Annotated in this window: 13 protein-coding genes; 10 read left to right on the top strand and 3 right to left on the bottom strand. The window is 70.8% G+C overall.

Annotated elements, in window-relative coordinates; translation table 11 throughout:
- The coding region (locus G6023_RS12695) for an MFS transporter (RefSeq protein ID WP_182635838.1) at positions 1-979 on the bottom strand (979 nt) is incomplete at its 3' end.
- A gap of 163 nt (positions 980-1,142) precedes the next feature.
- On the opposite strand from G6023_RS12695, the gene glmU reads away from it, so the two are divergent.
- The 4 genes from glmU to G6023_RS12675 all read left to right on the top strand — a co-directional run bounded on the left by glmU (position 1,143) and on the right by G6023_RS12675 (position 4,881).
- Positions 1,143-2,639: a bifunctional UDP-N-acetylglucosamine diphosphorylase/glucosamine-1-phosphate N-acetyltransferase GlmU gene (gene glmU / locus G6023_RS12690; protein ID WP_132061730.1), complete on the top strand. Its 1,497-nt coding sequence runs from the start codon at positions 1,143-1,145 to the stop codon at positions 2,637-2,639.
- Positions 2,636-3,613: a ribose-phosphate diphosphokinase gene (locus G6023_RS12685; protein WP_120283904.1), complete on the top strand. Its 978-nt coding sequence runs from the start codon at positions 2,636-2,638 to the stop codon at positions 3,611-3,613. The genes glmU and G6023_RS12685 overlap by 4 nt, the downstream gene beginning before the upstream one ends.
- 1 nt (position 3,614) lies before the next feature.
- On the top strand, positions 3,615-3,974 hold the full coding sequence (gene arsC, locus G6023_RS12680) for an arsenate reductase (glutaredoxin) (RefSeq protein WP_132061728.1): 360 nt from the start codon (positions 3,615-3,617) through the stop codon (positions 3,972-3,974).
- Between the two features lie 274 nt (positions 3,975-4,248).
- Positions 4,249-4,881, top strand: coding sequence for a 50S ribosomal protein L25/general stress protein Ctc (locus G6023_RS12675; RefSeq protein ID WP_182635837.1), 633 nt, complete (start codon positions 4,249-4,251; stop codon positions 4,879-4,881).
- 133 nt (positions 4,882-5,014) lie between these two features.
- Here G6023_RS12675 and G6023_RS12670 read toward each other — a convergent pair whose 3' ends face one another.
- Positions 5,015-5,632: a LysE/ArgO family amino acid transporter gene (locus tag G6023_RS12670; RefSeq protein WP_182635836.1), complete on the bottom strand. Its 618-nt coding sequence runs from the start codon at positions 5,630-5,632 to the stop codon at positions 5,015-5,017.
- Between the two features lie 68 nt (positions 5,633-5,700).
- On the opposite strand from G6023_RS12670, the gene G6023_RS12665 reads away from it, so the two are divergent.
- The 3 genes from G6023_RS12665 to G6023_RS12655 are packed head-to-tail and all read left to right on the top strand — an operon-like array spanning position 5,701 to position 7,701.
- Positions 5,701-6,597 carry a LysR family transcriptional regulator ArgP gene (locus G6023_RS12665; protein ID WP_182635835.1) on the top strand — a complete coding sequence of 299 codons (897 nt, stop codon included), beginning with the start codon at positions 5,701-5,703 and terminating at the stop codon, positions 6,595-6,597.
- A gap of 49 nt (positions 6,598-6,646) precedes the next feature.
- Positions 6,647-7,246, top strand: a complete 600-nt coding sequence (gene pth, locus G6023_RS12660) for an aminoacyl-tRNA hydrolase (protein WP_182635833.1) — start codon at positions 6,647-6,649, stop codon at positions 7,244-7,246.
- Positions 7,243-7,701 (top strand): DUF1990 domain-containing protein, encoded by a 459-nt coding sequence (locus G6023_RS12655; protein ID WP_182635831.1) that lies wholly within the window; start codon positions 7,243-7,245, stop codon positions 7,699-7,701. The genes pth and G6023_RS12655 overlap by 4 nt, the downstream gene beginning before the upstream one ends.
- Positions 7,702-7,739: 38 nt before the next feature.
- On the opposite strand, the gene G6023_RS12650 is transcribed toward G6023_RS12655, so the two are convergent.
- Positions 7,740-8,171, bottom strand: a complete 432-nt coding sequence (locus G6023_RS12650; RefSeq protein ID WP_182635829.1) for a DUF6508 domain-containing protein — start codon at positions 8,169-8,171, stop codon at positions 7,740-7,742.
- 290 nt (positions 8,172-8,461) lie between these two features.
- On the opposite strand from G6023_RS12650, the gene G6023_RS12645 reads away from it, so the two are divergent.
- From G6023_RS12645 to G6023_RS12635, 3 genes are all read left to right on the top strand, one after another.
- The gene (locus tag G6023_RS12645) at positions 8,462-10,135 is read left to right on the top strand and encodes a peptide chain release factor 3 (RefSeq protein WP_132061720.1); all 1,674 of its coding nucleotides are present in this window, start codon (positions 8,462-8,464) and stop codon (positions 10,133-10,135) included.
- Between the two features lie 34 nt (positions 10,136-10,169).
- Positions 10,170-11,153, top strand: coding sequence for an LLM class F420-dependent oxidoreductase (locus G6023_RS12640; protein ID WP_182635827.1), 984 nt, complete (start codon positions 10,170-10,172; stop codon positions 11,151-11,153).
- Between the two features lie 148 nt (positions 11,154-11,301).
- The coding region (locus tag G6023_RS12635) for a hypothetical protein (protein WP_182635825.1) at positions 11,302-12,787 on the top strand (1,486 nt) is incomplete at its 3' end.

Below are 12,787 nucleotides of genomic sequence, written 5' to 3'. Positions count from 1 at the left end.
CGAGCGCCAGCCACAGCCACCACGCGGAGCCGCCGGGCGAGGCCGCGCCCACGAACACCCCGAACGCGACCATCGCCGCGCCCCACAGCGCCACGCACACCAGTACGGCCAGGCCCTGCCGGCGCACGCGCGGGATCCACCCGGAGAACACCCCACCGGCCACGGCGCCCACGCTCATCGCGGCGAACAGCATCCCCAGCGCGGTGCCCCCGCTCACGGGATCCCCGAACGACTCGGTGGCGATCTGCGGGAACAGGGCCCGCGGCATGCCGAAGACCATCGCGATGATGTCCACCAGGAACGAGGCCAGGAGGATGCGGCGGGTGGCCAGGTAGGCGAACCCGTCGACCACCGACCGCAGCCCCACCGACCCCCGCTGCCCCGCCACCGGCTGCGGCGGGAGCCGGAACACCGCGTACAGGGTGGCCAGCAGCGCGACGGCGGTGAACAGGTACATCGTCGACAGCCCCAGGACCGGGATGAGGATGCCCGCGGACAGGGGCCCGACGATCGCCCCGAACTGCATCACGGTCATGTTCAGGGCCGAGGCGGAGGCCAGCTGGTCGGACGGGACGATCCTCGGGATGATCGCCGAGCGGGTGGGCTGGTTGACCGCGAAGAACGCCTGCTGCACCGACAGCAGCATCATCACCACCCACACGTTCCGGTTGCCCGCCGCGGCCTGCGCCCAGAACAGCAGTGAGGTCACGATCAGCCCGGTGGTGGTGACCATGAGCAGGCGACGCCGGTCGAGGGCGTCGGCCAGCGCACCGCCCCACAGGCCGAACACCACGAGCGGCACCAGCGCGAACACGCCGGTGAGCCCCACATACGCAGAGCTGCGGGTGATCTCGAAGACCTGCTGCGGCACCGCGACGATCGACAACTGCGCCCCGATGACCGTGACGATGTTGGCGAGCCACAGCCTGCGGAAGTCCGGCTGCCGCAGTGGCCGCGTATCCGCCAACTGGCGCCTCAGGACTGACACGCGGGGCAGGCTACTCCGCCTCAAGACGGTTCGAATCGTCGGAGTCACCCTCTATCCTTGGGGCTCTGTCCGCCTTGGGACCCTGTCCGCTCGCCGGACGTACCCGGACCCATCCATCACCACCACCGTGCGCGCCGCGCGCCGAGGAGACTTGATGACCACACCCGAGACCGACCGTTCAGCGCCCGAACACTCGCAGACCGCGGTCATCGTCCTGGCCGCCGGCTCCGGCACCCGGATGAAGAGCGCCACCCCCAAGATGCTGCACCGGGTGTGCGGGCGGACGATGCTCGGCCACGCACTGCACGCCGCGGCGGGGCTCGAGCCGGACGCGATCGTCGTGGTCGTCGGCCATCAGCGCGACCAGGTCTCGGCGGCGGTCGACGAGTTGTCGGCCGAGCTCGGCGTGCCGGTCTCCACCGCGGTGCAGGAGGAGCAGAACGGGACGGGCGACGCCGTCGCGGCCGGCATGTCGGGACTGCCCGCCGACTTCTCGGGCACCGTGCTCGTCACCACCTCGGACATCCCCCTGCTCGACGCCGACACCCTGCGCGAGGTCGTGACGCGCCACGACCTGCGACCGCGCGCCGCGGTCACCGTCCTGACGTCGACGGCGCCCGACCCCACGGGCTACGGCCGCATCGTGAGGAACGACGACGGCGAGGTGCTGCGGATCGTCGAGCACAAGGACGCCTCGGAGGACGAGCGGGCGATCGACGAGGTCAACTCCGGCATCTACGCCTTCGACGCCCTCGTCCTGCGGGACAAGCTCGGGCAGCTGGGCACGGACAACTCGCAGGGCGAGCTGTACCTCACGGACGTCATCCAGCTCGCGCGGCGCGACAACGGCCTCATCCGCGGGCACCGTGTCGAGGACCCCGATCTGGTCGCGGGCGTCAATGATCGCGTGCAGCTCGCGGCCCTGGCCGGCGAGATGAACCGTCGCCTGTGCGAGTCGGCGATGCGGGGCGGCGCGACGATCGTCGACCCGTCCAGCACGTGGCTCGACGTGGGCGTGGCCACGGGCCGCGACGTGACGATCCTGCCGGGCACCCATCTGACGGGCGCCACCGAGATCGGCGACGGTGCGACCGTCGGACCGGACACCACGCTGCAGGACACGGTGGTCGGTGAGGGTGCCACGGTCGTGCGTTCACATGCGGTGCGCGCCACAATCGGGGCTGGCGCGGAGGTGGGCCCGTTCGCCTACCTGCGGCCCGAGGCGGACCTGGGCGAACGGAGCAAGATCGGCACGTTCGTCGAGGTCAAGAAGTCGACGATCGGGGCGAACACCAAGGTGCCGCACCTGACCTACGTGGGCGACGCGACGATCGGCGAGCACACCAACATCGGGGCGTCGAGCGTGTTCGTCAATTACGACGGGGTGAACAAGAACCGTACAGTGATCGGCGATCACTGCCGCACCGGTTCGGACACCATGTTCGTCGCACCTGTGACCGTCGGAGACGGGGCCTATTCGGGCGCGGGTACCGTGATCAAGGACGACGTCCCACCCGGTGCCCTCGCGGTCTCGGGCGGACGGCAGAGGAACATCGACGACTGGGTGATCGAGAACCGGCCCGATTCCGGTTCTGCAGAGGCCGCCCGTCGTGCCCGGAACGACTCCCAGAAGGACGGACTCACGCAGTGAGCGAGTGGATCGACAACCAGAAGAACCTGATGTTTTTCGCGGGGCGCGCGCACCCCGAACTCTCCGACCAGGTCGCCGCCGAACTGGGCGTCGAGGTCACCCCCCAGACCGCCAGGGACTTCGCCAACGGCGAGATCTTCGTCCGCTTCGAGGAGTCCGTCCGCGGCTGTGACGCGTTCGTGATGCAGAGTGCCCCGGCGCCGCTGAACAAGTGGATCATGGAGCAGCTCATCATGATCGACGCGCTCAAGCGGGGAAGCGCCAAGCGGATCACCGCTGTCCTGCCGTTCTACCCGTACGCGCGGCAGGACAAGAAGCACCGCGGCCGCGAGCCGATCTCCGCCCGTCTCATCGCGGACCTGCTCAAGGCCGCCGGCGCGGACCGCATCATCACGGTCGACCTGCACACCGACCAGATCCAGGGCTTCTTCGACGGTCCCGTGGACCACATGCACGCCCAGGGCCAGCTCTCGGACTACGTCCGGCAGCACTACGGGACGGACAACATCGTCGTGGTCTCCCCCGACGCCGGCCGCGTCAAGGTGGGCGAGAAGTGGGCCGATGCCCTCGACGGCGCGCCGCTCGCGTTCGTCCACAAGACCCGCGATCCCAACGTGCCCAACCAGGTCAAGTCCAACCGCGTGGTCGGTGACGTGGAGGGCAAGACCTGCGTCCTGATGGACGACATGATCGACACCGGTGGCACCATCGCCGGCGCCGTCAAGGTCCTCAAGGACGCGGGTGCCGGCGACGTCATCATCGCCACCACCCACGGCATCTTCTCCGATCCGGCCGCCGAGCGTCTCGCCAACTGCGGGGCCAAGGAGGTCATCACCACCGACACGCTGCCGATCCCGCCGGAGAAGCGGTTCGAGAACCTCACCGTGCTGTCCATCGCGCCACTGCTGGCCCGGACCATCCACGAGGTCTTCGAGAACGGGTCGGTGACCAGCCTCTTCAACGGGAACGCCTGACATGACCGCGGACCCGGCGGGGCGCGCCACGATCTACCACAACCCCCGCTGCTCCAAGTCCCGGCAGGCGCTGGAGCTGCTCCGCGAGCGGGGTGTGGAGCCGACGGTCATCAAGTATCTCGACACTCCCCCGGACGTCGAGCAGTTGCGCACCCTCATCGCCGACGCCGGCCTGACGGTGCGGGAGGCGGTGCGCGTCAAGGAGGCCGAGTTCACCGAGCTCGGCCTCATCGACGCCTCCGATGACGACCTGCTCGCCGCGATGGTCGCCCACCCCCGGCTCATCGAGCGGCCCTTCGTCGTCACCGACAAGGGCACCCGCCTCGCGCGTCCCACGGCGGCGGTCGAGGAGATCCTCTGACGTCCCGACTCTGACGGCGCCTCGCCTGCGTCGAGCCCGCTGCGCTCTCATCCGAGAGCGGCGGGCTCGACGCGATTTTGGGCCCCGCACCCCTCGACGCTAGGCTGGTCGGGTCATCTCGGCGAGGGAGGACCCGCATCAACCCGGGTTACTCCGTTATCGACGCGATCATTGTCGGCGTGGTCCCGGTGGACCGGCCCGGCGATCGTCTCGATCGCCGAGGAGGTCATCACCCGCAGGGCGTCCCGCTCTCCCACCCGACGAAAAGGCGATCATGGCCAAGGAAATCAACAACCTCAAGACCTCCACCCGCACCGAGTTCGGCAAGGGCTCCGCCCGCCGCGCCCGTCGTGAGGGCAAGGTCCCCGCGGTGCTGTACGGCCACCACACCGAGCCCCGCCACCTGCTGCTCGACGCGCTCGAGTTCGCCGCCGTCCTCCGCGCGCACGGCACCAACTCCCTGCTCACCCTCGACATCGAGGGCGAGGAGCAGCTCGCGCTGCCCAAGCAGATCGACGTGCACCCGCTGACCCGCATCATCGAGCACACGGACCTGCTCGTCGTGCGCAAGGGCGAGAAGGTCGTCGTCGAGGTCTACGTCGTCCTCGAGGGTGAGGCCGCCCCCGGCACCCTGGTCACGACGGACGCCGACTACATCGAGATCGAGGTCGAGGCCACCGATATCCCCGAGGAGTTCACTCTCTCGGTGGAGGACGTCGAGGCCGGCACCCAGTTCACCGCCTCCGACATCACGCTGCCCGCCGGCGCCACCCTGGTCTCCGACCCGGAGACCCTGCTGGTCAACGTCATCGAGGCGCCGTCCGAGTCCGACCTCGAGGAAGACGAGGAGGCTGCGCCCCAGGGCGAGGCCGCCGAGGACGCCGCGAAGGCTGCCGAGGAGGAGTGATCCTCCCCCGCCTGATCCAGGCGGACGTCGCCTGAACGGCGGCACCCGGCCACGGGCCCGGAACGACCACAGCGTCGTACCGGGCCCGTCCCGTATTTCGCCGGCCCGGCCCCTCCACGCCGAGGGCTCGGCATCAGCCGCGGACGAGGCCGATCGCCAGGACCAGCATCATCACGGCGATGCCGGCGTCGAGCACCCGCCACGCCCCGGGCCTGGCGAACAGCCCCCGCAACGCCTTGCCACCGAACCCGATGAGCGAGAACCACAGCACGCCCGCGATGAAGGCCCCGGCCGCGAACACCCAGCGCAGGTTGCCCCCCTGTTGGTTGGCGAGCGTGCCGAGGAACACCACGCAGTCGAGGTAGGCGTGCGGGTTGAGCCAGGTGAACGCCGCGCACGCCGCCACCGCCCCGAGCGTCGACGGGACCCGCGCGTTGCCGTCGACCTGCAACCCGTCGCCGGGCCGGATCGCGCGGGACGCGGCGAACGCCCCGTAGGCCAGCAGGAACACGACCCCGATCCACTTCATGACCGTGATCGCCGCCGGCGCCGATTCGATGAGCACCCCCACGCCCGCCACGCCGAGCAGGATGAGCGCGGCCTCGGAGACCACGCAGAAGGCGACGATGGGGATCATCGCCACATCGCCACGGATCGAACGCTGGAGGACGTAGGCGTTCTGCGCGCCGACGGCGGCGATGAGCCCGAGGCCCATGCCGACGCCCATGAGAAGTGTGGAAGTAGCGGTCACGACCTCACGGTAGGCCTGGTTTCATCAGTAGTGCGACTGCACTTTCTGCACTAGCATTAGCTGTGCTTATGAACACTCTGCAGCTCGATCACCTCCGCACCCTCGCCGCCGTCGTGGACCTCGGCTCATTCGAGGCCGCCGCCTCCCACCTGCACATCACCCAGTCGGCGGTGTCCCAGCGGGTCCGCGCGCTCGAGGAGTCGGCGGGGCGGATCCTCGTCCGTCGCGACCGCCCGATCTCTGCCACCGCCTCCGGTGAGATCGTGCTGCGTACAGCGCGGCAGATGCTCCACCTCGAGGAATCCCTCGCCGGCGAGCTCGACGACCCGGCGTCGGCCCAGGAACACGTGATCTTGGCCGTGGCGAGCAACTCCGACTCGCTGGCCACCTGGTTCCTCGATGCCATGACCGAGGTCCACGCGGCCGGCCGGGTGGTCTTCGACATCCGCCGCGAGGACGAGTCCCTGTCCAGCGAGTTGCTGCGGCGCGGCGAGGTGATGGCCGCGGTGACCAGCCAGTCCCGGCCGGTCCAGGGTTGCCGCTCGCAGCCCCTGGGGTCCATGCGGTACCTGGCCTGCGCGAGCCCCGGGTTCGTCGCCCGGCACCTGCGTGACGGCTCGACCACCGCCGCGCTCGGCCGGGCGCCCATCGTCGACTTCGACCGCAGCGACGGCCACCAGAACAACCACTATCGCCGCCTGGCCCGCCGGGAACCCACCGGACCGCGGCACTTCATCCCCAGCTCGCACGATCACGTCCGGGCGATCGTCGCCGGGCTGGGCTGGGGCCTGATCGCCGAGCACCTCGCCACCCCGTGGCTGGTCTCCGGCGAGATCGTCGACGTCTCCCCCGACCATTTCCTCGACGTCCCCCTGTTCTGGCAGCACTGGAAACTGCAGTCACCCGACCTCGACGCCCTCACCGCCGCCGTCCTCGACACCGCCCGCACCGAGCTGCGGAACTGATCGGAAAGGTGCGCCCGGGCGGGCCGACGCCGTCTGGGATCATGGCCCCGTGACTACCGCTTCCACGTCCGGCCCCACGCTCATAGTGGGTCTGGCCAACCCCGGACCCGACTACGAGGGCACCCGCCACAACATCGGCTGGGACGTCCTGCAGGAGTTGGCGTCCCGCGCCCTGCCGATGCCGGCGAGCTTCTCCACCCACAAGCGGACGAACTGCGAGATCGCCCAGACCCGGCTCGCCGACAAGCCCGTGGTCCTGGCCCGCCCCCGCAGCTACATGAACCTCTCGGGCGGGCCTGTCGCCGCGGTCGCCAAGTACTTCTCGGTCACGCCCACCGACATCATCGTGATCCACGACGAGATCGACATCGACTTCGGACAGGTCCGCCTCAAGCGCGGCGGCGGCGAGGGCGGCCACAACGGCCTGCGCTCGCTGTCCGGCTCCCTCGGCACCCGCGACTACATCCGCGTCCGCGCCGGGGTCGGCCGTCCGCCGGGCCGCATGGCGGTGGCTGACTTCGTACTCAAGCGCTTCTCCAAGCTCGAGCAACCCGATGTGCCGTTCCTCATCCAGGACGCCGCCGACGCCGTGGAACTCCTCCTCAAGCACGGGCTGGAGACGGCCCAGAACCAGGTCCACTCCGCGTGACGCGCTCCCGGCGGTTCGAGCGCGAGGCCCACCTGGGCTCCGGTGCCGATCTCTTCCGCCGCGCGAGTGCAGCACTCGTCAGCTGGGACCTGCACCGGCGGGCGGGCCTCGTCGTCGTCGCCACCGGGCCCGCCACCCCCGGCCGCACCGTCATCCTCCGGCCGCGATCAGGCCCCGGGGCGTGGCTGCGACTGGCCGCGCCCTGCGAGGTCACGGAGGTCGTTGACCGCCCCGACGCGCGGGGGTTCACCTACCGCGCCCTACCCGGCCATCCCGAGCGCGGATGGGAGACGTTCCTCGTCCGGCACGATTCCGTCACCGACGCCGTCGCCCTCACCCTCACCGATGAATCCGCGCACGCCACCCTGCTCGCCCGGCTGGGTGCACCCATCGCCCGACTCGAACAGGAGCGGATCACCCGCCGCTACCTCGCCGCCCTGCGCGACCGGCCCTGACCCGCGGCGCCCGGCGTGGACATCACAGTTCAGCAACGTCACAGTTCATAGAGCTCCCGCAGCCGATCGAGAAGCGCCACGAGCGATCCCTCCGTCAGCGACTCCGCGATCGCACCGTCGACGAACCGCTCGGACCGGACCACCCAGGTGAGCAGCGCGCGGGTCAGGTCCTCGTCCGACCGCTCGGCCAGCCCGGTGAGGTCGGTGAGCGAGCCGTCCGACAACCCGCGCCGCTCCAACTCGTCGAGGTACCCGTGCCGGGTGAGCACGCCCCCGCCGAACGCCTCCATCACGGCCAGGGTGTCCTCGTCGTAGGTCGGGTACCGCACCAGGTACACGCCGTTGCGGTGCCGCTGGCCGCCCGCCCACGTCACGCCGTCCAGCCCGCGCAACCGCTCGACCACGGGCAGCAGCCGCCGGAGCGCGGCCCTGCGCTCCTCCAGCTCGTGCCGGTCACTGCCCTCGCCCATTCCAGTCCCCGCCTCTGCGCGTCGTCCGACGCGGCTCGTGCGCACCGTAGCGACCGGGTACGACACCCGGCCGCGCGTAGCGTCGTTCACGGTTCATCGGTCGGGGCACGCTCACTCGTTACGAAAGCTATCGACTGGCGCGCTCGATCCGCGCAGGCGCCGCGCCTGACCTCGCGTTTCACGCGCCACACCGACCTCGTGGGTCGCACCGCCGGATTGTGTGCTCACCCGTGGGCGGACGTACGCTGGGTGACGACGACGAGGGCCGTCGACTGCCAGAAGGAGTGCGCGTGACCGAGACCGCCGAGGACACCGGAACGGGCGGGCACGCCACGGGTGCGGACGCCGCCGGGGACGTCACGTCCGAAGTCGCGCGCCGCAGGACGTTCGCCGTGATCGCCCACCCGGACGCCGGCAAGTCCACGCTCACGGAGGCGCTCGCGCTGCACGCGCGGGTGATCACCGAGGCCGGCGCCGTCCACGGCAAGTCGGGCCGCCGGTCCACCGTGTCGGACTGGATGGAGATGGAGAAGGCCCGCGGCATCTCCGTCAGCTCCACCGCGCTGCAGTTCACCTACGCACCGGAGGGCTCGAACCCGGGCGACGACCCGTACGTCATCAACCTGGTCGACACCCCCGGCCACGCCGACTTCTCCGAAGACACCTACCGCGTCCTCACCGCGGTCGACGCGGCGGTCATGCTCATCGACGCCGCCAAGGGTCTCGAGCCGCAGACCCTCAAGCTCTTCCAGGTGTGCAAGCACAACGGTCTGCCGATCATCACGGTGATCAACAAGTGGGACCGGCCCGGCCGGGCGCCGCTCGAACTGCTCGACGAGATCACCGAGCAGATCGGCCTCGTGCCCACCCCTCTGTTCATGCCCGTGGGCATCGCCGGCGACTACCGCGGCCTGCTGCGGCGCGGCGACGACGGCGCCCCCGAGGAGTACGTGCACTTCACCCGCACCGCCGGCGGGTCGACGATCGCCCCCGAGGAGCACTACGACCCGGACACCGCCGCCGAGCGTGAGGGCGACGTGTGGGAGACCGCGGTCGAGGAGTCCGAGCTGCTCTCGGCGATGGGCCAGGACCACGACCAGGAGCTATACCTGGCCGGTGAGACCAGCCCGGTGATCTTCGCCTCGGCGATGCTCAACTTCGGTGTCCACCAGATCCTCGACGCGCTCGTCGAGCTGGCCCCGGCACCGCGCGAGTGGCCGACCGTCTCGGGCGAGCCCCGCAAGACCTCGGAGCCCTTCTCCGCCATGGTGTTCAAGGTCCAGGCCGGCATGGACGCCGCGCACCGCGACCGCCTGGCGTTCATGCGCGTGGTCTCCGGCGAGTTCGAGCGCGGCATGGTGGTCCAGCACGCCCAGACGGGCAAGCCGTTCACCACCAAGTACGCGCTGACGGTGTTCGGCCGCGACCGCACCACCGTGGAGACCGCCTACCCCGGCGACGTGGTGGGCCTGGTCAACGCCACGGCCCTCGCCCCCGGCGACACCCTCTACAGCGGTAGGAAGGTGCAGTTCCCGCCGATCCCGCAGTTCGCCCCCGAGCACTTCGCGGTGGTCCGCGCCCAGTCGCTGGGCAAGTACAAGCAGTTCCGCAAGGCCATCGACCAGCTGGCCGCCGAGGGCGTCGTGCAGATCCTGCGCAACGACACCCGCGGCGACGCCAACCCGGTCATGGCCGCGGTCGGCCCCATGCAGTTCGAGGTGGTCACGGCCCGGATGAAGGCCGAGTTCAACGTCGAGGTCGTGGTGGACAACCTGCCGTACACGATCGCCCGCCGCACCGACGCAGAGTCGGCCGGCGAACTCGGCCGCCAGCGCGGAGTCGAGGTCTTCCAGCGCACCGACGGCGAACTGCTGGCCCTGTTCGGTGACAAGTGGCGGCTGCAGTACATCACCAAGGAGATGGAACACCTCACCATCGAGCCGCTGGTCGCCGACACCAACTAGCCCGCCCGCCCGCCGGACGGGCATCCTGGGAGTCATGCCAGCAGATCCCGCAGCCACCGCAGCCACGCCCTCTCCCGGAGCCGACCCCTCGGTCAGCCTCCGCGTCTTCGTCGAGCCCCAGCAGGGCGCGACGTACGCCGATCAGCTCGCCGTCGCCCGCGCGGCGGAGGACCTCGGCTACGAGGCCTTCTTCCGGTCGGACCACTACCTCAAGATGGGCGACATCAGCGGACTGCCCGGCCCCACCGACGCGTGGCTGACCCTCGCCGCCCTGGCCCGCGAGACCTCGACCATCCGGCTCGGCACCCTGCTCACCTCGGTGACGTTCCGCCACCCTGGCCCGCTGGCGATCTCGATGGCCCAGGTCGACGAGATGTCCGGCGGCCGCCTCGACGTGGGACTCGGCGCCGGCTGGTACGCCGACGAGCACACCGCCTACGGAATCCCCTTCCCGCCGCTGGGCGAGCGGTTCGACCTGCTGGAGGACACCCTCGGGGCGCTGGAGACCTTCTGGTCCACGCCCGCCGGCGAGACGGTCTCCGTCCGCGGGAAGTGCATGGAGATGCTGGACTCCCCCGGCCTGCCCAAGCCCGTGCAGCAGCGCCCGCCGGTGATCGTCGGCGGTCACGGCAAGAAGCGGACCCCGGCGCTGGCCGCCCGGTTCGCCGACGAGTTCAACGTGCCGTTCGCCGACCTCGACACCGTGGCGACGCAGTACCGACGGGTCGACGAGGCCTGCGCCGCGCGCGGCCGCGCCCCCGAGGAGATCATCCGCTCGGCGGCGCTCGTCCTGTGCTGCGGGCGCGACGAGGCGCAGGTCGCCCGGCGGGCGGACGCCATCAACCGCGAGGTCGACGAACTGCGGGCCAACGGCGCCGCCGGGACCCCGGACGAGGTCGTGGACACGATCGGCCGGTACGCGGCGATCGGTGCCCGGCGCATCTACCTGCAGGTGCTCGACATGTCCGACCTGGACCACCTCGACCTGGTCGCCTCGGAGGTGGCGCGCCAGCTCTGACGCGAGCCCTGCCCAGCTGGCCGGTCGCCCCGCCGGCCGGGCGAAACGCCCTCCCCTGCCCGAGGAGTGGGATTAGTGTCACGCCATGGTGGCACAAGGGACGACGACAACGAGGTCCGCACATCCCGGAGGCTGTGCGTGGGCCGCGATGGCACTCCTCGTCGTCGTCGCCCTACTCGCCCCCCTGAACGCCGCACCGTCCCGGGCGGCGACCCCAGCCGGCGGCTCCCCCATCAGCGGCATGGTCGACGCCCACGCGCACCTCGCGGCGTCGCAGGCATTCGGCGGCGCCCTGCGCTGCGGCGAGCCGTTCTCCCCCGGCGGCCTCGGCGAGGCGCTGGCGGACTGTCCGAGCCACTCGGGCACCGGGCACTTCGCGTTGCTCGAATCGGTGCTCGGGGGCACCGCCCTGCCCGGCGGGACCCAGGGCTTCCCCACCTTCGCGCAGTGGCCGTCGCACGACTCACAACTGCACGAACAGGCCTACTACACCGGTATAGAGCGGGCGTGGCGCGGTGGGCTCCGGGTACTCAACAACCACCTCGTAGCGAACCGTGTGCTCTGCGAGGCCCTGGCCGGGATCGGGGTGCCCGCGCGCTCCCCGTGCGACGAAATGGAGCAGCTGCGCCGGCAGGTGGACTACCTCGAGCGGATGGAGGCCCACATCGACGCCGAGCACGGCGGTCCCGGGCGGGGCTGGTTCCGGATCGCCCACTCGCCGGAGGACGTCCGCGCGATCGCCGCGGACGGGAAACTCGCGGTCACGCTCGGCGTCGAGGCATCCGAGCCGTTCGGGTGCCGGGTGGTCGACGACGTGCCGATGTGCACGACCGAGGACATCGACCGGGGGCTCGACGAGTTCGCCTCGTGGGGCGTGTCGACCGTGTTCCCGGTGCACAAGTTCGACAACGCCCTCGGTGGCGCCCGCATGGACGAGGAACTGGCCGGCCTCGCGGTCAACATCGGCAACAAACTGGGCACCCAGCGGTTCTGGGAGACCGAGCCGTGCACCGGTCCCGACGCCGACCACGCCCAACCCCTGGCCTCCACGCCCGTCGCCGACGGCCTGACGGTGGCCTCCTCGGACGCCCCGGCGGGCGCGGCACTGCCCGTCTACCCCGAGGCCCCGCTGTGCAACGTGCGCGGGCTGACGCCGCTGGGCGAGCACGCGATCCGCGGGATGATGGCCCGCGGCATGGTGATCAACATCGACCACATGGGCGTCAAGACCGCCCACCGCACCCTCGACATCGCCGCTGAGGCTGGGTACACAGGCCTGGTCGTGGACCACGCCTGGGCCACGCAGGGCAACACTCGCCGGGTCCACGAGCAGGGCGGGTTCGTGGCCGCGTTCGCCTGGCCCGCCGAGGCCACCGAGAACTTCGAGACCGGCTTCCTCGAGCAGTGGCGCACGAACACCGCCGGCGCCGCCCGGCCGTTCACCGGCTACGGCTTCGGCTCCGACGTCAACGGCCTGGCCGCCCTCGCCGAGCCCCGGCCGAGCGCGGCGAGCGACCCGCTCGTGTACCCGTTCACCGCGCCCAGCGGCGTGGTGATGGACCGGTGGCGGTTCGGTGACCGCGAGTACGACCTCAACACCGACGGGGTCGCCCAGTACGGCCTCTACGCCGATT

Origin of the sequence: Dietzia sp. DQ11-71 (assembly GCF_014144995.1) — a bacterium.
GTDB lineage: Bacteria > Actinomycetota > Actinomycetes > Mycobacteriales > Mycobacteriaceae > Dietzia > Dietzia kunjamensis.
This window is presented reverse-complemented; position numbering and strand designations above follow the sequence as displayed.